This window comes from Rhizobium sp. L51/94, assembly GCF_019355555.1.
In the GTDB taxonomy this organism is placed as follows: domain Bacteria; phylum Pseudomonadota; class Alphaproteobacteria; order Rhizobiales; family Rhizobiaceae; genus Rhizobium; species Rhizobium rhododendri.
On the sequence record NZ_CP072142.1, the window covers coordinates 1,249,727 to 1,274,102 of the forward strand.

27 protein-coding genes are annotated in these 24,376 nt (G+C 55.3%); 15 read left to right on the forward strand and 12 right to left on the reverse strand.

Features of this window, described 5'->3' with window-relative positions:
- Nucleotides 1-25 precede the first annotated feature (25 nt).
- From J5274_RS23705 to J5274_RS29435, 3 genes are all read left to right on the forward strand, one after another.
- On the forward strand, nt 26-520 hold the full coding sequence (locus J5274_RS23705; protein WP_219275339.1) for a cupin domain-containing protein: 495 nt from the start codon (nt 26-28) through the stop codon (nt 518-520).
- 143 nt (nt 521-663) lie between these two features.
- Entirely contained in the window at nt 664-2,691 is a 2,028-nt protein-coding gene (treS, locus tag J5274_RS23710) for a maltose alpha-D-glucosyltransferase (RefSeq protein ID WP_257625742.1), read from the forward strand.
- Nucleotides 2,692-2,969: 278 nt separating this feature from the next.
- A complete protein-coding gene (locus tag J5274_RS29435) occupies nt 2,970-3,077 on the forward strand; it encodes a hypothetical protein (protein WP_348529189.1) in 108 nt (35 codons plus the stop codon).
- Nucleotides 3,078-3,858: 781 nt separating this feature from the next.
- Here the strand turns inward: J5274_RS29435 and J5274_RS23715 are convergent.
- Nucleotides 3,859-4,770, reverse strand: a complete 912-nt coding sequence (locus J5274_RS23715) for a LysR family transcriptional regulator (RefSeq protein WP_219275341.1) — start codon at nt 4,768-4,770, stop codon at nt 3,859-3,861.
- Between the two features lie 248 nt (nt 4,771-5,018).
- Between J5274_RS23715 and J5274_RS23720 the strand changes: the two genes are divergently transcribed.
- The 4 genes from J5274_RS23720 (at nt 5,019) to J5274_RS23735 (ending at nt 8,671) form a co-directional block, all read left to right on the forward strand.
- Nucleotides 5,019-5,684, forward strand: coding sequence for an ABC transporter permease subunit (locus J5274_RS23720; protein WP_219275342.1), 666 nt, complete (start codon nt 5,019-5,021; stop codon nt 5,682-5,684).
- Between the two features lie 64 nt (nt 5,685-5,748).
- Nucleotides 5,749-6,477, forward strand: a complete 729-nt coding sequence (locus tag J5274_RS23725; protein ID WP_374113767.1) for an ABC transporter permease — start codon at nt 5,749-5,751, stop codon at nt 6,475-6,477.
- Nucleotides 6,478-6,509: 32 nt separating this feature from the next.
- On the forward strand, nt 6,510-7,355 hold the full coding sequence (locus tag J5274_RS23730) for a transporter substrate-binding domain-containing protein (protein WP_219275344.1): 846 nt from the start codon (nt 6,510-6,512) through the stop codon (nt 7,353-7,355).
- An 80-nt stretch (nt 7,356-7,435) separates the two neighbouring features.
- Nucleotides 7,436-8,671 carry a CapA family protein gene (locus tag J5274_RS23735; protein ID WP_142831898.1) on the forward strand — a complete coding sequence of 412 codons (1,236 nt, stop codon included), beginning with the start codon at nt 7,436-7,438 and terminating at the stop codon, nt 8,669-8,671.
- Nucleotides 8,672-8,762: 91 nt separating this feature from the next.
- On the opposite strand, the gene J5274_RS23740 is transcribed toward J5274_RS23735, so the two are convergent.
- The 4 genes from J5274_RS23740 to J5274_RS23755 form a co-directional block, all read right to left on the reverse strand.
- Nucleotides 8,763-9,251 carry a helix-turn-helix domain-containing protein gene (locus tag J5274_RS23740; protein ID WP_143123038.1) on the reverse strand — a complete coding sequence of 163 codons (489 nt, stop codon included), beginning with the start codon at nt 9,249-9,251 and terminating at the stop codon, nt 8,763-8,765.
- Between the two features lie 381 nt (nt 9,252-9,632).
- On the reverse strand, nt 9,633-11,033 hold the full coding sequence (locus J5274_RS23745; RefSeq protein WP_209185775.1) for a hypothetical protein: 1,401 nt from the start codon (nt 11,031-11,033) through the stop codon (nt 9,633-9,635).
- 9 nt (nt 11,034-11,042) lie between these two features.
- Nucleotides 11,043-12,257 (reverse strand): MFS transporter, encoded by a 1,215-nt coding sequence (locus J5274_RS23750; RefSeq protein ID WP_257625697.1) that lies wholly within the window; start codon nt 12,255-12,257, stop codon nt 11,043-11,045.
- A 73-nt stretch (nt 12,258-12,330) separates the two neighbouring features.
- Nucleotides 12,331-13,251 (reverse strand): AraC family transcriptional regulator, encoded by a 921-nt coding sequence (locus J5274_RS23755; protein ID WP_209185776.1) that lies wholly within the window; start codon nt 13,249-13,251, stop codon nt 12,331-12,333.
- Between the two features lie 293 nt (nt 13,252-13,544).
- Between J5274_RS23755 and J5274_RS23760 the strand changes: the two genes are divergently transcribed.
- From J5274_RS23760 to J5274_RS23775, 4 genes are all read left to right on the forward strand, one after another.
- Nucleotides 13,545-14,549 carry a class I SAM-dependent methyltransferase gene (locus tag J5274_RS23760; protein WP_219275345.1) on the forward strand — a complete coding sequence of 335 codons (1,005 nt, stop codon included), beginning with the start codon at nt 13,545-13,547 and terminating at the stop codon, nt 14,547-14,549.
- A 204-nt stretch (nt 14,550-14,753) separates the two neighbouring features.
- Nucleotides 14,754-15,293: a hypothetical protein gene (locus J5274_RS23765; RefSeq protein WP_219275346.1), complete on the forward strand. Its 540-nt coding sequence runs from the start codon at nt 14,754-14,756 to the stop codon at nt 15,291-15,293.
- A gap of 29 nt (nt 15,294-15,322) precedes the next feature.
- The gene (locus J5274_RS23770) at nt 15,323-15,535 is read left to right on the forward strand and encodes a hypothetical protein (protein ID WP_219275347.1); all 213 of its coding nucleotides are present in this window, start codon (nt 15,323-15,325) and stop codon (nt 15,533-15,535) included.
- Nucleotides 15,536-15,610: 75 nt separating this feature from the next.
- Entirely contained in the window at nt 15,611-15,835 is a 225-nt protein-coding gene (locus tag J5274_RS23775) for a transposase (RefSeq protein WP_257625743.1), read from the forward strand.
- 114 nt (nt 15,836-15,949) lie between these two features.
- Here J5274_RS23775 and J5274_RS23780 read toward each other — a convergent pair whose 3' ends face one another.
- The 5 genes from J5274_RS23780 to J5274_RS23800 all read right to left on the reverse strand — a co-directional run bounded on the left by J5274_RS23780 (nt 15,950) and on the right by J5274_RS23800 (nt 19,900).
- Nucleotides 15,950-17,965: a relaxase/mobilization nuclease domain-containing protein gene (locus tag J5274_RS23780; RefSeq protein WP_219275348.1), complete on the reverse strand. Its 2,016-nt coding sequence runs from the start codon at nt 17,963-17,965 to the stop codon at nt 15,950-15,952.
- Nucleotides 17,931-18,323: a hypothetical protein gene (locus J5274_RS23785; protein WP_161991009.1), complete on the reverse strand. Its 393-nt coding sequence runs from the start codon at nt 18,321-18,323 to the stop codon at nt 17,931-17,933. Before J5274_RS23785 ends, J5274_RS23780 begins: the two co-directional genes overlap by 35 nt.
- 5 nt (nt 18,324-18,328) lie before the next feature.
- Nucleotides 18,329-18,733 carry a hypothetical protein gene (locus J5274_RS23790; RefSeq protein ID WP_142831912.1) on the reverse strand — a complete coding sequence of 135 codons (405 nt, stop codon included), beginning with the start codon at nt 18,731-18,733 and terminating at the stop codon, nt 18,329-18,331.
- A 4-nt stretch (nt 18,734-18,737) separates the two neighbouring features.
- A complete protein-coding gene (locus tag J5274_RS23795) occupies nt 18,738-19,487 on the reverse strand; it encodes a ParA family protein (RefSeq protein WP_142831914.1) in 750 nt (249 codons plus the stop codon).
- 80 nt (nt 19,488-19,567) lie between these two features.
- Nucleotides 19,568-19,900, reverse strand: a complete 333-nt coding sequence (locus J5274_RS23800; protein ID WP_153816493.1) for a hypothetical protein — start codon at nt 19,898-19,900, stop codon at nt 19,568-19,570.
- A gap of 115 nt (nt 19,901-20,015) precedes the next feature.
- Between J5274_RS23800 and J5274_RS23805 the strand changes: the two genes are divergently transcribed.
- The 4 genes from J5274_RS23805 (at nt 20,016) to J5274_RS23825 (ending at nt 23,217) form a co-directional block, all read left to right on the forward strand.
- Nucleotides 20,016-20,696, forward strand: coding sequence for a thermonuclease family protein (locus J5274_RS23805; protein ID WP_142831918.1), 681 nt, complete (start codon nt 20,016-20,018; stop codon nt 20,694-20,696).
- 23 nt (nt 20,697-20,719) lie between these two features.
- Entirely contained in the window at nt 20,720-21,343 is a 624-nt protein-coding gene (locus tag J5274_RS23810; protein ID WP_244615525.1) for a thermonuclease family protein, read from the forward strand.
- On the forward strand, nt 21,340-22,275 hold the full coding sequence (locus J5274_RS29045; RefSeq protein WP_257625698.1) for a thermonuclease family protein: 936 nt from the start codon (nt 21,340-21,342) through the stop codon (nt 22,273-22,275). The genes J5274_RS23810 and J5274_RS29045 overlap by 4 nt, the downstream gene beginning before the upstream one ends.
- Before the next feature lie 426 nt (nt 22,276-22,701).
- Nucleotides 22,702-23,217, forward strand: coding sequence for a hypothetical protein (locus tag J5274_RS23825; protein WP_219259240.1), 516 nt, complete (start codon nt 22,702-22,704; stop codon nt 23,215-23,217).
- 35 nt (nt 23,218-23,252) lie between these two features.
- Here the strand turns inward: J5274_RS23825 and J5274_RS23830 are convergent, their stop codons facing one another.
- Both J5274_RS23830 and J5274_RS23835 read right to left on the reverse strand, forming a co-directional pair.
- Nucleotides 23,253-23,594, reverse strand: a complete 342-nt coding sequence (locus J5274_RS23830) for a helix-turn-helix domain-containing protein (RefSeq protein ID WP_219258814.1) — start codon at nt 23,592-23,594, stop codon at nt 23,253-23,255.
- Between the two features lie 391 nt (nt 23,595-23,985).
- Nucleotides 23,986-24,330: a hypothetical protein gene (locus J5274_RS23835; protein ID WP_219275349.1), complete on the reverse strand. Its 345-nt coding sequence runs from the start codon at nt 24,328-24,330 to the stop codon at nt 23,986-23,988.
- Between the last annotated feature and the right edge of the window lie 46 nt (nt 24,331-24,376).

A 24,376-nucleotide genomic window follows, 5' to 3' on the forward strand; every position in this document is an offset into this window, starting at 1 on the left:
TTGCGCTCTCAGCGGGGAGGGTATCATGGACGTCGAGCGAATTTTTCTTCAGCCCAGCGGTTGGGTCCCAAACAACACCAAGCTTCCGGTGTTGCTATACAAATCGGCCATCGACCCAATGGACGCTGCCAGTGGGTTTGAACAGCTATTTGCCAAGAATGGCTGGGAAGGAATCTGGCGCAACGGTGTTTTCAATTATCATCATTATCATTCGATGGCGCATGAAGTGCTAGGGGTTGCCTCAGGGGAAGCCGATTTGTTGATTGGAGGTATGAGCGGGTTTGAGGTGACCGTAAGATCTGGCGACGCCTTGGCGCTCCCTGCAGGTACTGGGCACAAGAAGCTCAGTTCGACCAGCGACTTTGTCATGATTGGTGCATATCCGGCCGGTCAAGAAGCCGACATCCGGACCTCGGCCGCTTCTGAAGCGCAACTCAAGCAGATCGCGCGGGTAAGGATACCGGGAAAAGATCCTATCATGGGACGTTTAGGACCCCTGATCAAAATATGGACAGAATAGCGGGACGCTCCCCCGACTAACGCGCCAAGCATTAAAAACGAGTTCGGCCGACTATTCATCTGGTCCGAAGATCGCAATTACTTTTGAGGTCGAATATGGGCAATCAAGACACCCAATATACGCAGAAACTTCGTACAAACTCTATGTTGGCCTACGCACGGGAACGAGCTGCGCTTTACGGAGGTAAGGCACGTATGTGGCAGCGCCGGTACGGAGAGGCCAACCCGCGATCGGCAGCGGCGATCGCCTCGGTTTGGTTTTCCGCATACCCCAGCTCTATCATAACCGACCGCGACGGGTCGGTGCTCGCGGCCCTAGGCGATGCGAAGCTATGGTCCAGCCTTTCTAACGTCGGGATAAAAGCAATTCATATCGGGCCGACGAAGCAGGCGGGTGGTTGGAGGGGCGACGAACTGACGCCTTCTGTCGATGGTCATTTTGACAGGATCGGTGTCGGCACGGACCCGGCCTTCGGGACCCAAGAGGAATTCGTGAATCTCGGGCGCATGGCAGCGGCGTTTAACGCCGTAGTGCTCGACGACGTGATCCCCGGACACACTGGTAAAGGGCCAGATTTCCGATTGGCGGAGAGAGCCTATGAGGATTACCCCGGCCTTTATCACATGGTCGAGATCGCCGTTGAGGACTGGGGCCTCTTGCCTGAGGTCGAGGAAGGCAAGGACGCGGCAAATCTGGGCGGTCCGGCCGTCGACGCCCTCTGTGCAAAGGGCTACATCGTCGGTCATCTGCAACGGGTCATCTTCTTTGAACCCGGCGTCAAGGAAACCGACTGGAGCGCGACCCCGCCCGTTCTAGGTGTCGATGGCGTAGAGCGGCGATGGGTTTACCTCCATTATTTCAAGGAAGGCCAGCCGAGCCTCAATTGGCTCGACCCTTCGTTCGCAGCGCAGCAGATGATTGTCGGAGACGCCCTTCACTCTATCGATGTGCTCGGCGCACGAGGTCTGCGTTTGGATGCCAATGGCTTCCTTGGGGTCGAAGGTTTGGGCTCCGGAAAAGCATGGTCGGAAGGACATCCTCTGTCCGTCGTCGGCAATCAACTCTTGGCGGGTGTGATCCGAAAGGCAGGTGCATTCTCGTTTCAGGAATTGAACCTCGCGGTCGACGACATCGCCACGATGTCCAAAGGGGGGGCAGATCTCTCCTACGACTTCGTTACGCGACCCGCCTATCACCATGCCTTGCTTACTGGCGACACCGAATTCCTGAGAATGATGCTGCGTACTGTCCACGAGTTCGGGATAGACCCTGCGAGCCTCATCCACGCTCTTCAGAACCATGACGAGCTGACACTCGAGCTTGTCCACTTTTGGACGCTGCACGCCGACGACATCTACACGTTTCAGGGGCAAACCTGGCAAGGAAGAACGCTTCGAACCCACCTGCGCGAGACGATGTATGAGAGACTGAGCGGAGCCAAGGCAACTTACAATCAAAAGTTTGTGACGAATGGCGTTTCCTGCACGACAGCTAGCGTGATTGCAGCCGCTCTGAACATCGAGGATCTCACGCAGCTTTCGGACGATGACGTTGAGCTGATCAAGAAAGTCCACCTGCTTCTAGCTATGTACAACGCATTTCAGCCGGGAATCTTTGCGCTTTCCGGATGGGATATCGTGGGGGCGTTACCACTGCCCATCGAAAGCGTCGGGTCACTCGTGGCGGACGGGGACACACGGTGGATCCACCGTGGCGCCTATGACCTCATGGGCACCCTGCCCCATGTCGAGCGTTCCTCCCATGGCCTTCCTAGGGCAAAGTCGCTGTATGGTTCTCTTGCCGATCAGCTCGAAAAGCCGGGCTCTTTTGCATCTCAACTCAAGAAGCTGCTGTCGGTCAGGGAAGCATATGGCATTGCAATGTCGCGCCAGATCGCGATCCCCGATGTTCACTCACCGGGGCTTCTGATCATGGTTCATGAGCTTCCGGAAGATCGCGGGACGCAGATCACCGCGTTGAACTTTGGGAACACACCCATTTCGGAAATCGTCAAACTGGAAAATCAGGCTTCCGGCCCTGTAATCGACATGATCCACGAAACCATCGAAGGCGACCTGCCGGAGACTGGAGAGCTGACGATAAACCTCGAACCTTATGAAGGACTTTCACTTCGCGTGGTCGCTGCCTTGCCGACATTGGGCCAAGGATAGACGATGGACGAGCCGACAACGTCAGGGTCAGACCCATGGAACAATCACCAGTTCAAAAATGAAAGCCAAGGCACCACGGGCGGAGGCATGCCAACATCCAACCGCAGAGTCAGCCCAATTCCACGGAACATGTGACACTTTCAGTAGCTATTCAGAGGCTGTTTCGAGGAGATAATCACGGCATTTGTGAAAACAAAAGATGGCGTGCAACTACACGTGAAGGAATGGGCAAGGGTCGCCCCGCGGTTCTCATTCATGGTTGGCCGCTGACCGGTGATATGTTCGAATTTCAGACCCTACCCCTGTTGGAGGCTGGATACCGTGTTATCACATATGACCGGTGTGGCTTTGGCCAATCTGGACATCCGGCGGATGGGTACAACTAGGACACGTATGCCGACGATCTTGCCGCCGTATTGGAAGCACTCGATCTCAATGAGGTTGCTCTCGTCGGCTTCTCGATGGGGGTGGCGAGATTGCCCGCTATCTGAGCCGCCATGGCGCATCTCGCATGCCCAAGTCCGTCCTTATAGCGTCCCTTGCGGGCTATCTTCTGAAGGACGACGAGTGTGTTCGAGGGCATGAAGTCCCAGATCCGCAAGGACCGCGTTGTCTTCCTTCAGGAATTTGCGAAAACATTCTAAGCCTTTGGATAGGTTACCAGCCCTGTGAGCGGTGGCATCCTCCATTGGTCGTTCACTCTCGGAACCATGGCCAGTCCCAAGGCCACGCTCGACTGCGTCGACGCCTTCAGCCGAACGGACTTTCGTAGCGATTTCGCTTCCTTTACAATCCCAACCTTAGTCATCCATGGAACAAACGATAAAAACCGTACCAATCGGCCCCTCCAGCCGCACAGCGGCGGCCGGTATCGTGGTTGCCCGCCTGATCGAGTATGAGGGTGAGCCTCACGGGCTTCTTGCAACCGTTCCTGATCGCCTCAATCGACATCTGCTTGACTTTTTGGCTAAGGTTGTTCGGTCAAAGTTTTTAGTGTGACGCCGCCATTTGCCCGTCGAAGCGCGTTAAGCCGCATTCGACCACCACATACAGCCACCCCGGGACAAGAAGCAATTATTTCATGGAAATTTCCTTAAGCACCAATCTATTGATCTCGATGCTTTCAGCCGAGGGAGCGGCCATATTGGAACGGCAAGTGCAGCACGGCTAGCGAGCCTGATCCACCGCCGCTGCGACAAGAATCTCGGCCACGAATCGAAGAGCATCACTCAGCTTCCGCTCCTTCTGCCAGATAATAACATAGTGATATACTGCTCCTGGCTGGAACGGCCGGAACTCGATGCCGAAACTGGCATATTCCTTCGCAATAATCTCGTTCGAAATGGAGATGCCAATCCCTGCCTTTACGTAGCCGACATCGTGACCATTCGAGTCATATTCAACGACAATTTCCGGCTGAATTCCTATATGTCGCAGCGCATTGACGCTCATCTGGTGAGACGCAACTTGCGGGTCGATGTCGATAATGGCTTCACCGACAAGATCTTTGGCGGTGACCACATGCTGTAATGCGAACCGATGATTTGGTGGGAACAAACACACGTTGGTCGCCGCACCAATTGGCATCCAATCGAAGATGCGTTCGTCTAGCGGCAACCGTGAGATCCCGAGATCCACCCTACCGCTTTGAACATGGTCAGCAATCTGCTGATAGCTGCCCGATTTGACCTGCACTTTATAAGAACTGCTTGTCTCTCTGACGCTCTTGACAACCCTCGGTAAGGTCCCGAACGAGAACGCGCTCGGCGCTGCGATCCCAATCACTCGCGTATCATTGTTGCGCAGAAATTCGATCGACGGTCCAATCCGGTCTAGCCCCGCGAACGCCGCATCGATTGTGTGCAGAAGTTCCCATGCCTTGTCGGTAGGACTTAATCTGTTTGTCTCGCGACGAAAGAGTGCAAAGCCGATCGCCTCCTCCAACTGCCTGACGTTCTGACTAACCGCCGGTTGCGATATTCCCAACGCTCGCGCTGCAAGCCTTTCCGATCCCGCGCGCAGGACCTCCCTCAGGACTTGAAGCTGACGGATCCTTACCGTTGATCCAACGATCTCCATAGGCGTCCATCCCCCAGCCCATATCGCGCAACGCAATGGGCCATAAGCCATACTTATCGATATTTCTCTCATCTTATAAATTGACGGCCGAAAGGCAAAGTATATTTTTAGATATAAGCCACATTAATCATGAGTTAACACAGACTGTTCTTTCGCCATATGGTTACATGTACAGCGCAAGTGAAGTAATGAGTAGTATGTATACTTATGAATATCTACTATTCGCTATGAAAATAGGAGCTTAGGATTTGTTAGACTTTACGGACCAGTTCCTTCAGGGCTTGACGAACACGCTCATCGTCTTTTTTTTGAGCTGCGCACTTGGAACCACATTAGGGTTGCTTATCGCAATTCTCAGAAACTCAAGCCGAAAAACTCTCGCAGGCGGTATGCAGGCCTATACGGGGATTGTTCGAGGTGTTCCCGAACTCCTCATTATTCTCCTTATGTATTTTGGTGGAACGGCTCTCCTCAGCGCGATTGTTGGTCGCTACGTCGAGATCAATGCGTTCGGCGCCGGGGTAACGGCTTTGACCGTCGTGTTCAGCGCCTATGCTGCAGAGATATTCCGTGGGGCTATCAACGCAATTGCGGCGGGCCAAAGGGAAGCGGCCATTTCACTCGGGCTCTCCCGCTGGCAGGTATGGCTCCTGATTATCATTCCCCAGATGATCCCAATCGCCTTACCCGCGTTCTGTAATCTTTGTATCTCCCTGATCAAGGATACGTCGCTGATCTCAGTCGTGGGGCTGACGGATGTCATGCGTGTCGCCTATGTAGGCGCAGGTTCCTTGCGCGCGCCCCTTCCCTTCTACCTCGCCGCGTCCGCAATCTACCTTACGCTCACGAGCCTCTCCCTGCTCTCGTTCAAGCTGATCGAACGTCGGTACTCCGTTTCCTGCGCGAAAGGCTGACGTGATGAGTACCTCAGTAGCCCTCGAAGCACTTTTCACCCTTCCCAGAGGCCTCCTCTTGACGATGGCGCTCACATTTGCATCACTTGCTTCGGGCTTTGCGATCTCGATACCGTTGGCTTTCCTGCGCGCGTCATCCAACCTCTGGGCCTCTGCACCCGTGCTTGCCTACACCTATGCCTTTCGCGGCACACCACTGCTTGTGCAGCTTTTTCTGATGTACTACGGCGTCGGGCAGCTTCCGTTTATCCGGCAGAGTTTTCTCTGGCCCTTGATAAGAGAACCGTTCTGGTGCGCATTCATTGCCTTCACTTTGAATAGCGCTGCCCATACCACAGAAGTTCTTCGCGGCGGAATCCGTGCGATCCCGCAAGGCCAGGTAGAAGCGGCCAAAGCATTGGGCATGTCGCGCCTGCATATGGCTCGGTTGATCATCTTCCCGCTGACGATCCGCATTGTTCTTCCAGCCTACACGAACGAAGTCATTGGCATGCTGAAGGCAAGTTCACTCGCGAGCACGATTACCTTGCTGGAGATAACCGGCCTCGCACGCCAGTTGGTCTCCGAGACGTTCGCTCCGTACGAAGTCTTCGTTGTCGCCGGCTGTCTTTACCTGTTCCTTACCCTCGTGATCACGAAGATTTTCGGGTTTCTCGAAATGCACTGGGCGCGCGCAACCAAACCCCCCTCGCCATCCCGGGCCGTCCAAAAGAGCGCCCACCAAAGCCACCCTTCGCTACCGCTGGAACGCGAAGCTAAGCCCGGGGTTACCGCTGGCTTATCAGAACCGTAAGATTCAAACCCAATGATGAAAGGACTATCGTCGTGAAACGAACCACCATGCTCGCTCTATTGTCCCTGCTGATTTGCGCCGCCAACTCAGTCGCGATGGATAGAAAGGCAATCACCATCGCTTCCGAAGGTGCGTCGCCGCCCTGGAATGCCATCAATGCCGAAGGTAAGCTGTTCGGGTTTGACATCGAGGTCGGGCGTGAACTCTGCCGGCGGATGAATGTGGAATGCACTTTCGCAGCGCAGGACTGGGACGGCATTATACCGGCGCTGACCGTTGGCAAGTTCGACGCCATCATGTCAGGCATGGCGATTACGGAAAAGCGAAAGAAGTCCATCGCCTTCTCTCAGCCCTACGCCGGAGGTTTCAACCAACTCGTCGTGCGCAAGAACCTCAACCTGCCTGCGACCGATACATCAAAGAAATTGAACCTGACGAGCATCGATGCCGAAGAGCAGACTATGCTTGATCAACTTCGCATGGCGCTCGCCGGCAAAACCCTTGGCGTTCTGCGATCTTCGAATTCGGAGGCCGTGTTGAATGAGCTGTTCGGTAAGGTCGCGACGATCAGGAGCTACGATTCCCAAGACAATATGCATCTAGATCTCGTGGCCGAGCGGATCGACGGCGGCCTTGCCGATTACTTCACATGGAAAGCATTCCTGGATAGCAAGGATGGCGAAACCGCAACGTTATACGGTCCACAGCTCTCGGGCGGTCTGTGGGGACCGGGCGTCGGTGTCGGCCTGCGAAAGAATGATCAGGACCTGATCACCGCGTTTAATAGTGCCATCGAAGCTGCGACGCGAGACGGAACGTTGAAGCGGCTGAGCGAGGAATGGTTCAAAATTGACGTCTCACCGCAGGCTTCGAACTAGAGGCGCGCTCCGCGCTCTTTTCCTTGGCCAATTGGCTGAATGCATAGCTGATCGATTATCCGAAAATCAAGGGAGACTTCATGTCCTCGCCCTTTTCCATTGCCCTGACTGGTCAATCACTAATCCGTCACGATCTGAGAACAATAAGTGACCCCAGACTGCATGACATCGCACAGATTCTTAAGGCCAGCGACGTCGCTTTCACCAATCTTGAGACGACCATTTATGGCCGCTATGGCGGCTGGCCACTCAAGGGCTCATACTTCGGCGCCTCCGCACCTGAGGTTTTGCCAGCTCTGAAGGAGTTAGGATTTAACAGCCTCGCCTTGGCAAACAACCATGCCTTTGATCTCGGCCCGTCCGGAATCCTTTCGACGCTGGAGGAGGTGGCGTTACAAGACTTTCTTCATGCCGGTATCGGTGCGGATAAGAGTCGTGCCGCCAAGCCTCAGAAAAAAACATTCGGATTAAGGAGCGTGGCACTGATTGCTATGGATGCCGGCCCAGGACCGTCGTTCATGTATGCTGAGGATGCAAGCCAGGGCCGGATGGCAAGGCCCGGCATCAACAGACTGAAGGTCTCAAGAGTATTCGATGTAGAGGTGGAAACCTTCAACATACTTCGCTCCATACAAAGCCGATTTCTAAGTTCAAATCTGGAAAGAGCCAATTATGCCCAACCCGAGGATTCGCCTGAGGTCGATGACAACATCGAAATAGATTTTTACGGAACGACATTTCGTAAAGCCGATCACAATGTCCGCCATATCGTGATCGACAGACATAGCGCCTGGGCCCAGCTTTCCGCGATCGTGGAAGAAGCAAGCACCGACACATTTGTCATCGTGTACCTGCATCACCACCATTGGGAGCCGAGCTGGCAGCAGGTACCCTCTTGGGTCCAGGAATTTGCCCATCAGTGCGTGAACGCAGGCGCAGGCCTTTTCGTCAGCCATGGCGCACCAGTTCTGCAAGCAATCGAGATATATCGAGACACACCGATTTTCTATGGCCTCGGAAATTTTCTGTTCCACACCCAGAAGGAGGAACGAGAATGGAGCCCGGCGGAAGTCTGGAAAAGTGTCGTAGCGACCTGCAACTACGGCCCCGGTGGGCGATTGCAAGACATCAACCTGCGTCCAATCGTGATCGGCGGAACCGAGGCACTGGCCGACCAAGACCGCGATCGACTCCCCTTTCCTGTTTTGGTCGACGGCGAGATGGCGGACGAGATTCTCAAAGATCTCGCCGACCGTAGTGCCGGCTTCGGCACTCTCCTGTCTCTAGAGAACGGTATCGGTCGGATCGTTCTGTAAGGCTCGAAGCGGAAATAAGAAGATCTGACGTTGTGCGTCTCAATCTCAAGGAGTGGCGGCTCTACAGCCGCCAATTTCACACTCGTCTACACTAACGATCCGTCCCGAGTTGCTCTTCCATTTCTTCCTCAGCAATTGAGGTGACGAGAGCGACAACGCGGCTGCGGACACGCGCCGGAAGCAGCAAAACGTCCTCAATCAGACGACGCCCTTCCGCAGTGGAAATATAGGCAATCCTTTCATCGATCTCGGTTGTGATTTGGCTGCCCTCAGAGTCTACCGGATCCGGAAGGCCTTCGAAAAACTTTGAAACAGGGACGCCGAGGCGACTTGCAACCTCGTAGAGCATCGAGGCGCTGACACGGTTTCTGCCACTTTCGTATTTCTGTACCTGTTGCAGACTGACACCGATGCCGGCACCAAGATCTCCCAACGATACATTCGACTGTATCCGGCGGATCCGAATCTGCTGCCCGACATGGAGATCGACTGGATGAACCGTGTCGTGTTCAGTTCGCGATAGCGTGCCTTGCGCCCGCCTCGATGATCGGATCTGAATGGCTGCTATGTGGCTATTCATGTTCGACACCCCGACTGGAGAGTTTCATGCGGTACGCCCCCGCTGAAAACTCGCTTAACCCACTGATCGGGGAGTTAGAACACCGTGCTAGACGGCCCAATGGCCTTTAGTTCCGAGGAACCTGGACATGCGCCACAGGCTCCCCGACCACAAAGGTTAAGAAGTGTGATGCCGTACCGGCCGGCACCAACCGCTAGCAGGGGGTTCTAATCCCCAAGGCAGCGCGTACCGCCCCGCCGAGAAAGATAGTTGAAATAAGCTCGCTGCGCAACCGAATTCGTCACAAAATTCAAAGACTTCGGGTCAGGAGTGCGAGTTCGTCATCGAGCCAAAGCTCACAACCTCGCAGATAAGGTGTCGCGGTGGATTGTTACAGCACGATCAGGAAAATGCCCATTGCTGGCAACCCTTGCTCACCTTTCCTGATGCGAAAGCTGCGGCCAGCTCCGCCCATAAAGGATCCTTTGTGAAGCTTGTCAGCGATCCGACAGCTTCGTCAATACGCATGTGGCCGAACCGGTCGAGAAGCGTCTCAACGCCGGCGTCGCCGACGGTGTTCAAGAGCGAAAATGGCTCGCATGGCGAGGAGATGATTCGGTGGGCCCACGCGCCCGGTCGCTCGTCCTCGGCCAGCGCGGTGAGAAGTTGCGCATCATGATCCTGGCCTCTCAGCGCTTCACAAAATGCCCAGCGCATCAAAGGATAGTAGACGGTGTGTCGACTTCCGCCAAGTGCACGAACGCCGGGCAGAATCGATGTGACGATAAACATTAGGAGGAGGTTCGGTACGATCCGCCGCTTCGCCAAGGCCTCGATCAGACCTTCCGATAGAAAGTCAATTCTGATGTCATCCGCACCTCTCGAACGGAGAACGCAACCATCGAGCCAGAGCGGAATTAGCCGCCCATTAGTAGAGCCCCAGAAAAAGTGCGTCGAGTTCTTAAGCCAACCCTGCCACGTCGAACCGGCGAGTTGATCGATGCAATCGAGCAGCTTGACAGCAAAAGGTCTGTTCTCGATCAGCCCCGTCCGCAACCAGGACCGCTCATTGCAAAGATGATCTCTCACGAGATCGGCAACATCATCATCATCGAACTGAAGGAAGTCGATCCGGCGGTCGAAATAGCGATTCCAGAGTTCGATGTTAGCCGCCTTGATTGCCTCAGATGCTGAAGGGAACGCGTCGGCGGGCAAGCTCGCACGTAGGTAGGAAATTGCGTCTGAGTCGGGGCCGGGCTTGTCGGCATTTTGAAGTCGGAAGCTGTAGCGATTGTTTCTGCCTAAAATGCTGTAGGGGATCATCTTGCTGCGCGACAGGCCGAAGACATTGATCGCCTCGCCTTCAATTTGAAGCCAAGCAGGACCCTTACGGCCGCGTTCCACGAACTTTACGGTCGAACAACCATAGGAGATGTAGCACCTCCTGCCATGGGCGCGCAGTCCCATCAATGAGAAAAGATGGGTATAGAATGCATCAGGCTCAATCAAAAGGTGAAGGTGCGGACCGGTCTGCAGGACGGGCGCGAACTCAATCTCTCTTTCAAGTCGAGATGCTTGTTCTTCCGAAAAACCCCGGCGCCGCGCCACCGCACCAATCCGTGACTGCAACAGCGACATGGCTTGGCTGCGAGCAGCGCAAGCGGGATGATGGCGCGCAACAGAGAAGACCGACTTGGCATAAGCTTCCACCGGCGCCTGCTCGAACGGTCGAGCCCAGGGTAAAAGCTCAAATATCAGAGCCAAAACCTTGCCCTTGGATACGAGTTCTGCTTCGCTCGACATCTCTACTCCTCAAACAAGCCGGCTTTTCAGCGGCCCTCCCCGATCCATCCTAAAGTAAAGGACGAGAGCAACGGCGATCATAACCGCGCCGAAATACGCGAATATTTGTGAAGGCAGGACGGTGTTACCGAAAAAGCCGATGATTCCATAGGTTAAGAGCCCGACAGCCATGCAAAGTGTGTGGATCTGGCTGCGAGCACGTCCCAGCATACTAACTGGGACAACGGATTGAACCTGCACGTCGATCAGAACACGCGCGATATTATAGCTCATACCAAGAATCGTCATTTGAAAGACCGCCAAGACAACGCCTGGGACCATCCAAAAACCGAGAAGAAATAGGCCAGCAAGCCCCAAATGAACAAGAATGTTCTGCCACCAATGCCCACGGCCCAAAAAAAAGCTCGCAGACCCAGAGATTGAACCAAAGGCCCATCCCGCCTCAAGATAGCCAAATTGCAGCGCCGTGCCGTCCAGTTCATGGATCACATATGCTGAGGCGAGCACGCTCACAAGCATGCCCATTGTGTAAATCAGAGCGTATATAGACGCGTTGGCCTTCAGCGACTGAAGTGTGAACGTCGTTGGCAAGAGGTCGAGGTAACGAATGCCGCCGCTCATAGCGAGCTGTTTGGAAGAGTAGAGTTGCCTTCGGCTGCGCATAGCCCGCAACGCCAACAGAGAGAGAATAAAGCAAGCGCCAGGTAGGACAGGCACCAGATCCATGCCCATAGCGGTCAGAGCGGCTCCCATGACAATGGCTGCGAGCAAATTGCCTGCTTGCATTCCAACATACGAGGCAGAGTTGAATGACTCGAGCTTTTCGGCACCGACAATCGACGGAATCATGGCTTGTAATGCCGTCGAATAGGTTCTGACGATGACAGCAAAGATGATCCATGAAATGTATAGGATGAGGAGGGGGTCCACAAACGAAAAACCTACTCCGGTCGATACCATCAGCGCCACCCGCAGCAGATCACAGATCATACAGACAATGCTGCGATCAAATCGATCGACCACCGCGCCGCCGACATTACTCGTCAACAATTCGGCGGCACTGCCGAGCGCGAGGAGAATGGCAAGAGCGCTCGCCCTGTGGCCAATATCGACGGCGATCCATGCCGTTAGCACAAAATAGGCATTGCGGCCGACAGACGATGCCACTACGCAGAACAAAAAGATGCGGCAAGCGGCCTTCCGCTCGATTGCGCCGCGTATCAATATCCCGACCCCATCAGCAAGCCCTCTGGCAATAGAATGATTTCATTCTAGTCCCCTCAGGGGCCTGCGGCTTTCATGAAATTGATATTATTCTTGGCTCGGAACGAGCAGGTTCCCTCCAGACAGCACGGTATCCCTCAGGAGAAATCCCCGTATCGCGTCGAAATCTGGTCGAGAGATGGCTTCCACTCGCATAGCCACAGGCAAGCGCCACCTCCGTTACAGTCATCGCTGTCGTACGAAGAAGGTCGCTGGCGCGCTCGAGGCGACGCATATTGTAAAAGGCGTAGGGTGTTATGCCTTGCGAGTACTTGAATGCGCGGCAAAAGTGCTCGTAGGTCACGCCTGCTTCTTCAGCGAGCAAGCGCACGCTTGGAGGTCGCTCGATATACGCATCGATTTTTTCAATCACTCTCTTGAGCAGCGCCGGCGCCAGGCCTCCGCGGTGCGCCTTGCCCGATGTTCGAGAGCCACGTTGCAAAAGTCCAAAGATGGCCGTTAGATGTCCTTCGACGATCAGGTCGGTAATAGGATCGTCATTCAAGAGCTCGCGGGCAATCTGACGCACTAAGCATTGTATCGGCAGATCCCTGAAACCGAGCTTCGGACGCAAGCTTTCCGCACTCGGCAACCTTGCAGATAAGTCGGACAAGAACTCGCTCGCCACTATTATCATGAGATAACAGGCCTCGCAGTCGCCCTCGTCCCAACCACTCCAGCGGCAGCCAGGCGGAACGTAAACGAGTGAGCCGTCCTGACGCGGAGTAAAGCCGACATTTCGCCCGTCAATATAATTTTCGCCGGACTTCGCCGCACCGCGTATGTTGAGAAAAATCAGGTGGTGATCCGTTACCACGTCGATTTCCTGCCGAGCTAAGCCGATCCGACGAACGACATCGGCCCGCGCGTGGCTCCAACGACCTTGCTTGTGAAGGATGACCTGCGCTTGCGACTGCTTTATTTTTTCGGGTTGGACGGCCGGAACGATCCCCAAGTTGACTGGCTTCTCCTGTTTAAGATCGGTGTAGAGGCAAGCATATCTGACTAAAAGTTGCCGATCAAACCTCCTCTAACCTGAGGTCGAATTTCATATCAATTTCATGTAAGCCGATCAAAATCGTGGATGCAAGAAACCAGAGCGCGCGGTCATGTTTCGGCCGAGCATTGTCGCAAAAAGGGCGTTGGTGTCGTTGATCATCCAAGATCAGCGCCGGCGCGTCGAATTTCTGAAGTTCGTCTTTCAAATGAGCAGGCTGCGATAATGCGAGAGAAAGGCAGGTCTTTCGCATGCACGGATTTGAAGATTTCATAGTGGAGTGCGACCGCGCACCCCGTCTCAACGAGCTCTCGGAATTCTTTTCGACAACGGCAGCCGGTCAAACTGGCATGCCCATTCGGCCACCGAAGCTCGACTATCGGCTCTTCCCGCTCGACTCAACATTTAAGCGCTTTTCAGCTCTTCATCCGCTACGGCAAGGGCCATTCGATCAGCACTATCTCGGCAGCATACCCTATAGGTTCGAAGAGGAATGCCGCATGGGCTGTGCAATCCTCAAATATGCCCGAGCCAGAAAGGGACGGTTGAAGCTCTACACATTGGGAACAGCAGAGGGCACGATGGCGCGCGTGATTGCCGAACTCGGCAATGGCAGGATAGACACATTATCTTGCAGCCCAAATGTCGAGAATCTGCGAAGTTTCTACGCCTACGGTGTTCCTCCGCATGCCACATTTTTTCACGGACCATTTCATCATCTGACTGCGCGAAAAATCCAAGATGATGATGAGCTACGCGCATTCACTGGCGGCTTTGACATCATCGTCGAGGACACGACGTTTCAGATGTATTCGCCCAATCGCTTCGATCAAATTCGCTTTGTATCGCAGCATCTCAGAAAAGACGGGCTTTTCATCTTCATCGAAAAATTCAGGCACGACGACGCCGAGGAATACCATCGGCGCGAGCGGCAAAAGGACCACGGCTTCAAGGCTCGGTTTTTTACCCCTTCCGACATTCGAAAAAAAGAAGAAACTGTTTTAACACGAATGAATCGAAACGAAGTCAGCTTGGCGAACATAGCCAAGACACTGAGTCGCTTTTTCGAGCACACATTCGTCACATGGAACAGCGGCAATTTTTATTCGCTTGTGTCCAGCAACAGCGCAAAAAATCTCGACCTCTTTCTATCGAAGCTGTGCCCGGCCGCAATACCAGGAGAATATGTCTATACTGACCTTCCTCATCGGCTTTATCCGAATCCGAAGCAGCAAACACAAGGTGTTAGGCTTTAGGCAACCATGACCAGACATGGCGGCGAAACAGCCCCCGACTCGTTAGCCAGCGTCTGATTATATGTGCACACTTCAAAAAGGCGGGACCTTGTTGGCCCCGGTGGTCAAGGTATGATTTGCCAAATACGAAGAATTGCTTCTGCCGGCCTAGTTATTTTTGAGGAAGAAGGTCTCCTCCTGAGGCATAGAGGTGTATCCAGAGACATGACGCTGAAGGATATCAATCACGAATTCGTCGAAGTTCTAAAACAAATCCGAGAATTTAACGTTCACTTTGGCTTTATCTCGCGCCGCAGTGAAGGGGACGGAACATCAGAAATTTCGACCGTGATGGCAGTCCTCTTTGAGTTGCTTTCCATTCGGGGAGCACGACCCGATTTCTGGATCACGGACACGGATTCGTCTCAACCAAACGGAACCGAACTTCAAGGTTCAAACAAATCGCGACCCAATACCGCCACGCGCATGATTTTCAGAGCCATCGAGTGCTATGGGGCCGATAAAGGTAGTGTCGTGATTGTCAGCAGTTTAGTGAAATCTATCCGTGCGGCAAAAGAAGCGGGCATCTTGGGAATTTTATGTTCTAGCCGGCGAGGCGATGAGAATATTCTCAACGAAATTAAGGCGCAACCTGATCGAATTGAAATTACCGACATGGACTCGCTTTCCAGCGCCATCGGACGAACCCTAGGCATCGGGGAGAAATTGGTGTTTGACGTCGACCATAGTGGGCGGTGGCGGTAGAATCGAGATTGAGATCGGTGGGTAGCAGTATGGCCGTTGATTGGGATCAGATCGGAACGCTGAGCAATAGGGTCGGCGGCTATGACATTCGAACTGATCGTCTCTGGATTTTAGTGATCACGGCTAAGCAAGGTCATGAGGGACCGCTTGATGAAATGCATATTCGGATGTCGGACGGAAAGGCCTATGCACCAGATGGCATCGAAGTTTTGGCGCTCAGCCCGGATCGGAAACGTGGCTGATATTGCCGGAATGAGAGATGGTTGAATCGAGGCTGCTAGTTGGGGGCAGACTTGGGCTGGGGCGATCTCACTGAAGTGGAATGGCGGGTTCTGAAAGACTTGCTGCCGTTAGAGCCTGAAAGCCGTGGTCAGGGGCGGGCTCCTGAGCAAAATCGAACGATCATCAATGGTATCCTTTGGCGGCTTCGGTGCGGAGAGCCGTGGCCCGATTTCCCGCCCAAATATGTCAGTTGGAACTTGATCTATCGTCGTTTCCGGCGTTGGAGCAAGGCCGGGGTTTGGGAAACCGTGGCGGTCTAGGCTATCCCGAACAAGCACGGCTAAAACAATAAGGATGAGATGTGTTTTTCTGCAGCAATCGGTCAGTTTTTTAAGTGTGACCCGATCGATCGTCGGTAGCCCCTAATAACGACATCAGCGGCCGCGGTCTCTGTCCTTTTCCTGAGGCGGGCGAAGCTTGATGGATTTCGGAATCTCCCTATCGCGCTGCTGCACTTTTGACCGCTCGCTATCCGAACGATCTTTTTCAGGTCGGTCGCGCTCGGCATTGGAGCGAGCGACGCGAGCTGCATCGATAGAGCGATTGTTCGAGCTCTTGTTCACTATTCTAAGCTCGTCGATGTGGTCACGACCGGAGGCCGATTTTGTTTCAAGGGGTTCCGACTTACGCTTGACCTGGCTTGCATCGATACGATCCCGCTGCTTTGCAACCCTTGCATCCAACTGTAGTCCGACAACCTTTCCTATGATCTTCGTCGCCTGCTCAAAGATCTGCCGATCGGACGAATCCGTTATTTTTGCTGCCGCATTGCTGGCGGTTGTTGCTATCGTTTCCTTGGCTGCCTTTGCCTGGTTGGCGCTGATGGGTGTGGACCGCAGCATGTGTTCTTCACCTTTTTCCCGTGTGGGATCACGGCCCTCGCGGACCGCTGCTTCAAGCCTGCCATACTCGCGCCGAAGACCGATGCAGAGATCATGGCTCACTTCTCGTGCCGTACTGGGTGCTGATCTGTCCCTGGCGACCCCTTCAAGCATCTGAATGACGCGCTCGACTGAACGTCGGCTCTGGTCGAGCCTCACCCGTGCGCCTTCATTCTTCGGTGCGGTCGGCGTGTCGCGGATCTTCGACCTAACCTTCTCAATTACATTTGACGGCGCGGTTGCTCCCATCCGCCGAAACATTTCCCATTCCCATCGTTTGACGGGCGGCGGGGCTGCACGGTCGACGCGCTTCTGAAGACCGATTGCGATGCCACGCTCCCACGCCCTCTCCGCAAAGCGCGAGCGCCATTCGGTGAAGTCGCGGATGTTGGGGTTAAGCATCTTTCCACTGGTGTTGCGCAGCGCAACGATGACATGCAGGTGTGGATGCTTTCCGTGATCGGTACGGTTATGGATGGCGTAGGCATAGCGATGCCCAACAAATTGCTGCTTGAGGAAGTCACGCCCGGCGAGGACGAACTGGTCGCGATCGACATTGGCTGGTCCAGACAAGAGCAGGTGCATGAAGTCCCTCGGCTGGCGGGTCTGCAGAAGGGCACCGATAATCTTGCTTTCGGCCGTCAGCTGTTTGTGATCCTTTGTGCTAACTTCACGCCGCGCCGTGCCCTGCTTGTAGCGCCCGCTCGCGCCAGGGCGTTCCTCGACATGCGTCTTCGTCGAGATCGTCACCTCCGCATCTCCTCGCTGCATGGCGTGAAAGGTCTCAGTCAGGCCTTTCGGGCCAGATGAAAATTCAACCGGACAGCGCGAAACTGGTGTGATGCCTTCCTGCCTCAACACCTTGTTCAAACGAGCGTCGATCGCACCTACGTTGTCGATTTCGGCGGCGATGCGATTTCGGCTGCTGCGGTCAGATCGATCCTTTTTCTCATGGGCAATCACAAGAGCGAAATGCAGACGCGTACCACCCTTAACACTCGCGCCCACACTGAATGCATAGGTCCGGTCGATATCGCCGACCTCGCGAAACCCTTCGTCGGCGAGGGAGCCGAGGGCGCGGGCAACCCGCTCCCGGTCTGCGCTTTCGAGCTCGTAAGCCAAGCGAAGAATATCATCGCTGCCTTTCCGATTTCCAAACTCGCGCTCCCATGACCGCACCGTGGCATTGAGATCGGACACTTCACGGCCGTCCTGGTCGCGCGCCTTCTCCTCCTTGCTTTGGTAGGCAAGGACGTTGCGCATCGAACTAGCACCGGCACCATAAGACAGGACTTTGACCACAACGGCGTTGTTGCCGGCGGCTCGACTGAATGCCGTAGCCGCCCCGCCCTGTCTCGTCAACGGAGCGGCCAGTCTCGCCGGTATCGACCTTTTTACGCCCCCGCCCCCGCCGCGTCGACGCAGTTCGTCGTTGATCAGCTCGAAATAGCTTGGCAGCCGACGACAGCCCGGTCTAGATCCGGAGCGACTTCTGGAAAGGTCGTTCATCGTGTTTCCCGATCAGGTCGGCGATATAGGTTGACGGTCTGACAAAAGCTGCATCGCGAATGGCGTCGAGAGCGGCCATGACCTGCGCAAGCTTGTCCATAATCGGCTCGACTGCCGCAATCTCGGCTCCCTTGTCGGAGAGAAACGCTTCGTTTCGAAAGGCCAGTTCGCGCAGAAACTGGTGCATATTTGCCAATTGCCGGTCATGTTCTACGAGCATTGCAGGAACATGCATGATTTCCCGCGTGACGATCAGCTTGGCGACAATGTTGGCAGACACATCGAGCCGTCTGGCAAGGGCCTCCACATTAACCAGGACGTGCGGTGGTAGACGGAACATAATAGCCGGTTGGCGCATCTCTCCTATAGCCCCCTCGCCTGCAGAGCCTCAAGTATCAACCGGTGCGTAGCCGATGACAGTTGCTCGTGACGCTCGAGCGAAACCCGAAAGATCTTTGTGAGCACGTCGTCGTCGAGATAAAGCGAAATACGTTTTCGTTTGGTGATGAGGCTGCCCGCAGGCGGATTCTTTCCCTCCTTTGAAGGGCTGGTCCGGACGTTTTTGCCAGACGTACGGCGCTGTTGCGGTGCGCCGCGGACGGTTGCCTGCTGTTCTTTTGTTCGAGGAGGTTCCTCGGGCATAAGCTTTCCAAGATCGACGTTGGTTGGCATATAGAAGGTCGCCGTCTCCTCCACGTCCTTCGCCCGATCTTCTCTAGATCGACCAAGAGCGAGAATGTTTCCAGCCGGTATTCTTTCCCTCGACATTGCGCTATGCGGCCTCCACCTGCAGTAGGTTGATGAATTCGTTGTTGATCCTTTTTACAAGATCGATCGCGTCGAGAACGCTCTCGGAGGCGCGACGCTTTGCCGACGGCGTCAGCACCGGATTATTCTCTATGCTGGCGAGCTTCGAATAGAGCGAGCCGAAGCCGGCTCCGACATCGCTGAAGTGGTTGCTCTTGCGAACAACAGTGTCCACTACCGGAATTCTGCCGCTTGTGAGGATGGCGTGAACCTCGGGCAGCGAGCGGTTGTGTTTGAGCGCGATCATGTCGACATAGTTCCAGATCGCAGCGTACGGAATTGGTCCCTCAGCCCGCTTTCTGGAAATCTCCTTCAGGATTGTCGCCACCTTGATGGCCGAGGTCGCGGCCGTCGGCTCCGGTATAACCGGGATAAGAACAGCATCACACTCATAATAAACGTCGATTGCGCGTTGATGGACATATCCGCCGACATCATAGATCCGGATATCGGCCTCCGGTGCGTCGGCCAGGCGATCCACAAACCTGTCCTCCGGAGCCACGCGTAGATGCAGCAGGGTCCCGTTGGTCGGAAGAAGTCCCCTTTTCGTGGAGACATTGTACCAGCGCGTCGATGACTCCTGTTCATCGCAATCGATCAGCAGCGTCCGGTGTCCTTGTTGGGCAAATTCGGCTGCGAGATTGATGTTCAAGGTCGATTTTCCGGCACCGCCCTTGAACGTCGAGATGGCGAGCGAGAGTGGTTTGACTGTCATGGCGTCGTCATTCCCGAAGCTTCGCTAATCGTTGCTGCCGCGCAGCGATCAGATCGTTATTCTGCCGTGTCGCTTTGCGCTCACGCGCTATTTTCGCTTGCGAGTCTCTGGCCGGCCAGAACTTCAGGATCGGCAGTAAAAGCAGCACGAAACAGAATGTGGTTGCGGCGCTGAACCAACCGGATTGGGCATAGAGCTCTGCCGCCCAATGCCAAAGCCCCCGGGTCCACTCCGTCGGAAGGAAGGCGTATGAAATCGTCAAAGCAAGACCGTATGAAACGAATGCTGCCAACGACACCCAGACAGCCGATACGACCAAAAGGTTCGTGATCAAAATCAGGACCCACGCCGCCCGAAATGGGAAGGTTATTAGCCTGAGAGCCTTCCGGTATGCTGACATCGCCTTTCTCCATGCGCATGTTCCGTAGTCCCAAGAGACATAACCCAATCGCCGATGATTTTCCAGACTTGCACTGCAGTATAATTTTGTGCATGTTTCAGATTGCCAACAGATTACGGAATGCGAGCATGAATCCTGGCGCGTGGTGGTTTAACTGCTTATTCTTCTGCACATTTGCCAATGCGACGATGGCCATTGCGCTCGCAGCACAGGATGATACGGCTGCGAAGTTCGTCAGCGAATATCAAACGGCCTATGCCCAGGGGCAAGATCTTGTTCCTGCATCGCAGACGCCCCTCGATACGTCATCGCTTGCCACGCGACTTCATCTTCAAACAATCAGACCTCAGAGCGCGTTGGGCGGCAGCGCGTTTCTGGCCTCCGACGGGACGGTGGTTAAGTTGGCTGGCGCTCAGGGTTGCCTTTCAACCGAGCAGATTGCATTTGCAGGCCTACAGGCGACGTGCGCCATGATCTCGCTGGCCGGGTTGATCGCGGTACTCGCCGAGGCAAAGGCGGCGGCAGGCGACGCGTTTCCGTGCCACGTCCTCGGCCAAAATCGGGGCACGCCGCCGGTGCATTATGCCGAATGCTTCTTCAACAAGGATGGTGCAGTGCAATCGATATCCGAGACGCTCATCGGCAGGGGACTGGCTTTCGCCGCACGTGACCGCGCCGGCTGGCCGATATTTCCAGACTATGCCAAGGTTGAGGAAGATGCGCACAGGAAGCGGGTCGGAATCTGGGCAAATACCTATTTCGTCCACCCCTACGGTGAACGCCATCGCGCCAATCCTTCCATGAAATGATCCGGATGAGGTTCCTGATATTGATGTCGACGCTCCTAGCTTCTGGCTTCTACGCCGGGATCACCATCATGCCCATGCTTGGAGGCTCGACCCTTCCTGGAGCGGCACGCCCTGCTCCGATCACGCTGGTTCAGGCGCATGGAGGTGGAGGTCTAGTCGAGGACAGCAAGATCGAGGGTCAAACTGGATTTGCTCCCTTTCCAGCGCAGGCGCAATTCGAAACAGGCGATACCTGGGTTTCAGGCGGACGGCGATATCGTCTCTACGGCCTGCAGACGTGTCTTCGAGGGACGTCTGTCACGATTTCCCCGGGCGCTGTGCGAGACTGTGGCCAGCTCAACCTGATTATGGCGCAGGCAATGATAAGAGACACCAGGCCGGTCTGCACGACGATCAGAAATATCGACCAGAACAACGCTGTGGTTGCCTGCCAGACGACGACAGGTGAACGGCGTTATGATCTGGCAACCTATATGATTGCCCAGGGATGGGGATTTGCGGCGATTGACGACACCGGTCAGTTGATCGTCCCCGGATATAGGGTGGCGGAGGAGAGTGCGCGATCAGCGCGCGCGGGCCTCTGGGCGTATTCGGATATGCCGCACCCGATCCCGGTCCTCACAAAAATTGCCGGAGCGCAGCGATGAGAACTGTACCGTTCTCAATTATATTGTTCACACTGACGGCGACAGGATCGCTAGGGCAGAACCGTCCGGCCGACCTGCCCCGGCAGATCTATGGAAAAGTTCAGGTCGTCGATACCACGACGTTTGAATTCAAAAGGAGCGGACAGGTGGTGCGGCTTGCCGGATATGAAGCCCCTCGCATCGAACAGACGGCGTTGAGCGATGGTGTAACGTGGCCAGCGGGTCAGGTTGCGCGCGCATGGATGATCCTTCGTACACTCGGACACGACGTCAATTGTACTCCGATCGACCGCGACGGAAGGGGCATGATCCTCGCCCATTGTTTTGTCGGGGAGACGAACCTTGCCGCGACGGCGATTGCAGAAGGCATAGGCTACGCATTCAACTATCGCGGCGAGCCTCAGGTGCCGGCCTATTTCGATATTGAAAGGAAGGCCAGAGGGCTCGGTTACGGCGTCTGGTCCTCGCCAGATCTGCTTCCTCCATGGCTTTACACCGCATCGGTGGCCACTGGAGACACGGCTAAAGGCCCTTCGCCAGACCACGACAGCGGCTTACCTCTGCCGTTGCCTGTGAGCCCGAACAATTCCCTGTCGCTCAGTAACACGCACGGAGGCTTAATGAGCCACTTTCCAAAAACCGCCATGGCGATGGTGCTGCTGTCCGGCTGTGCTTCGATGGCGACCGGACAAGAAAGCACTAGCCGGACGCAGATCGAGCAGCGTAATCCAGACTTTTGCGGTGCCGCAGGCGCCGGCTGCGATCCAGCGGACGTGCAGAAGTGGAAGGCAGTCGGCAACACGCTCGCGGATCTCTCTTCAGCCGACCTCAGCCAATATGCCTACGCCTGCGCCCAGCATGTCGACTGGAAAAAGGATTGCGAAACCAACCCGGCCATCGTCCTGAGGCGGCTGGGCGTCGAGGGATACTGACTATGACGGCGAACAAGTCCGTCGGTAAGCTGTCGTGGTGGCTTACGTCTTGTTGTTGGAACAGCTGCCGGCTACGCGGTCAACGAGATGGCGCGAAGCCGCCAGGCGTCAGAGCTTGAGCATGAGATCTTACGGCTGACGGATGAGGGTAAGCAAAAGTCGCAAGTCGACGCTCCCAACGATGAGGAGGCATCAGCTGCGATTACCAGATCCGACCGCTCGATCCGGATTTCGAAGTGTAAAGCGCGTCAAGCCGAACCGGGCGTGACCTGCACCGACTTGATCACACCCGCCAGGGGCTCATTCGCCGGGGCGACACAACCTGGAATGCTGTCGTTCGCGATAATCGGCGAAACAGGGGCGCAGGTCCAATGACCATGGGAAAGGAGCCATAGAGTGAGACCGTTCGTACTTGCGACCATATTGATGGTGGGCTCGACCTCTGTTTCGGCTGTCACCGCCGCAAAGGCCGACGACGTGTCCTGGGGATGCCAGGTTCTGCTATGCGCGGCATCTAAAAACCCATCCTGGCATGGCGTTCCCTACTGCGTTGCGCCGATGACGCGCCTTATTGCCGCGATAAATGACCCGGCCTTTTCGTGGCCGGTCTGCCATGAAGCCAATGCCGGCAAGCCCGGCCATGTCATCTTTGAAGACTGCCCGGCCGGAACCACGGCCGGTTACAGTTCGCAAGGCGACGCCGGTTTGCGGGGTGAACCCAACCAATGCATCAAGACCGTCGATTTATGTCGGTCTCCAAGTCAGCGTGGATCCAACGCGGCGCTCAAGGTTACAACTGTACGACGCGTTTTCGGTAACCAGGGCGACAGCTGTATCGAACAAATTGCGACACCAAGGCCGCGACGGAATGAGCCCTACTTTTTCGATATCCCGAACGACAAAGGTGTGAAGCAGCGATTTTGGTTCGATTTGGACCATTAGTGGCTGGCGCGACATTGCGTCCACGGCAGCGATACTCAGGACAACGGCTTGGGGGGCTTCCTCTGGCTTCGGCGCGCCTTCTTCGCAGCAATGCGGGCGAGATCGTCGTCAGTAACCGTGAACAAATCCTCTATCGTGACATTCCACTCTCGGGTCATCTTGTCGAGCGTGGTCAGCTTCACGTCCCGCATTCCGCGGGTCACTTGCGACATATAGGCTTCCGACACGCCGAGTTGCTCGCCGAGCTCCTTGTTCGTCAATCCGCGCTCGGATTTCAAACGGTCCAGACCAATGGCAAGTCTTTCCTGAAAGGAAAGAGATGTCAGGCGCGAGACGTCTTGCCGGTCATTGGAGGCATCGCCCTTCAGCCGTGGCATCGACAGCCATCCTCCACCGTGGATCGCATTGGGCGACGGCCGTATAGTATGTCGCAGCCATGGAACGTGGCGTTGCGGCGACCGATGGGGAATGCTCTCGAGGTTTCGCTGCTCATCCAATTCCTGTCGTCGTTGCGAAACGATAGGCTTATGCCTAAACGCTATTTTGACTGTCTCTCAGTACCTGTGCACACGGTCCTCACGGGTCTTACACTGCTGCGCTCGGCCCGTGCAAGAGGACCGGCGGTAGCATGGCATTCCTTCCTCTGCCAAACGTGGATTTCGAGTGACGGCTTCGCGCTGTGCAGGCTTACGCGCAGCCGGTCTGCAAGTCCTCTAGCGATGGTCGACGAACAACAAATAGAGAGATGATCTCGTCAGTCCCGTCTTTTCACGACGGCCGCCCCCTGTTCGCATCGAGTTCTGCGTTCGCTGCCTGGAGCAACGCATCTTGAACAAGAACCCTCATCTCCGGCGGACAGCCTCCAGCGATGGACCACACAAGCTCGTCTACCAGCTCAGAGATCGTCGGTGTCAGGCGCCTTGGAAATAGCCTCTCCATTTCGCCGGGGTTTGCCCCCAGCCTTTCGAACTCGACCGTCAGCGCGCGTGTCTCCATTGCGCGCTCCTTGATCATCAACCAAAGGCCACCGTCGTTTCTGGCAGCGTCGACAATTCGATCGAGGCTTTCCTCTGTCGAAAGACCTCCACGCCTGAAGTATTTGATTTCCGCCACGGTATCTCCCCTTTTTGGCAACTATTGTGGACCCTGCACGAGGTCT

Excerpts from the sequence above, each read along its gene's own strand:
- J5274_RS23725 (WP_374113767.1), top strand. The coding sequence starts at position 5,749 with ATGGCGCTCACATTTGCATCACTTGCTTCGGGCTTTGCGATCTCGATA.
- J5274_RS23770 (WP_219275347.1), top strand. The coding sequence starts at position 15,323 with ATGGCCGTTGATTGGGATCAGATCGGAACGCTGAGCAATAGGGTCGGC.
- J5274_RS23805 (WP_142831918.1), top strand. The coding sequence starts at position 20,016 with ATGAATCCTGGCGCGTGGTGGTTTAACTGCTTATTCTTCTGCACATTT.
- J5274_RS23765 (WP_219275346.1), top strand. The coding sequence starts at position 14,754 with ATGACGCTGAAGGATATCAATCACGAATTCGTCGAAGTTCTAAAACAA.
- J5274_RS23740 (WP_143123038.1), bottom strand. The coding sequence starts at position 9,251 with ATGAATAGCCACATAGCAGCCATTCAGATCCGATCATCGAGGCGGGCG.
- J5274_RS23760 (WP_219275345.1), top strand. The coding sequence starts at position 13,545 with ATGCACGGATTTGAAGATTTCATAGTGGAGTGCGACCGCGCACCCCGT.
- J5274_RS23790 (WP_142831912.1), bottom strand. The coding sequence starts at position 18,733 with ATGTCGAGGGAAAGAATACCGGCTGGAAACATTCTCGCTCTTGGTCGA.
- J5274_RS23830 (WP_219258814.1), bottom strand. The coding sequence starts at position 23,594 with ATGCCACGGCTGAAGGGCGATGCCTCCAATGACCGGCAAGACGTCTCG.
- J5274_RS23705 (WP_219275339.1), top strand. The coding sequence starts at position 26 with ATGGACGTCGAGCGAATTTTTCTTCAGCCCAGCGGTTGGGTCCCAAAC.
- J5274_RS23795 (WP_142831914.1), bottom strand. The coding sequence starts at position 19,487 with ATGACAGTCAAACCACTCTCGCTCGCCATCTCGACGTTCAAGGGCGGT.
- J5274_RS23785 (WP_161991009.1), bottom strand. The coding sequence starts at position 18,323 with ATGCGCCAACCGGCTATTATGTTCCGTCTACCACCGCACGTCCTGGTT.
- J5274_RS23735 (WP_142831898.1), top strand. The coding sequence starts at position 7,436 with ATGTCCTCGCCCTTTTCCATTGCCCTGACTGGTCAATCACTAATCCGT.
- J5274_RS23800 (WP_153816493.1), bottom strand. The coding sequence starts at position 19,900 with ATGGAGAAAGGCGATGTCAGCATACCGGAAGGCTCTCAGGCTAATAAC.
- J5274_RS29435 (WP_348529189.1), top strand. The coding sequence starts at position 2,970 with ATGTTCGAATTTCAGACCCTACCCCTGTTGGAGGCTGGATACCGTGTT.
- J5274_RS23825 (WP_219259240.1), top strand. The coding sequence starts at position 22,702 with ATGGTGGGCTCGACCTCTGTTTCGGCTGTCACCGCCGCAAAGGCCGAC.
- J5274_RS29045 (WP_257625698.1), top strand. The coding sequence starts at position 21,340 with ATGAGAACTGTACCGTTCTCAATTATATTGTTCACACTGACGGCGACA.
- J5274_RS23745 (WP_209185775.1), bottom strand. The coding sequence starts at position 11,033 with ATGTCGAGCGAAGCAGAACTCGTATCCAAGGGCAAGGTTTTGGCTCTG.
- J5274_RS23810 (WP_244615525.1), top strand. The coding sequence starts at position 20,720 with ATGTCGACGCTCCTAGCTTCTGGCTTCTACGCCGGGATCACCATCATG.
- J5274_RS23715 (WP_219275341.1), bottom strand. The coding sequence starts at position 4,770 with ATGGAGATCGTTGGATCAACGGTAAGGATCCGTCAGCTTCAAGTCCTG.
- treS (WP_257625742.1), top strand. The coding sequence starts at position 664 with ATGTTGGCCTACGCACGGGAACGAGCTGCGCTTTACGGAGGTAAGGCA.
- J5274_RS23780 (WP_219275348.1), bottom strand. The coding sequence starts at position 17,965 with ATGAACGACCTTTCCAGAAGTCGCTCCGGATCTAGACCGGGCTGTCGT.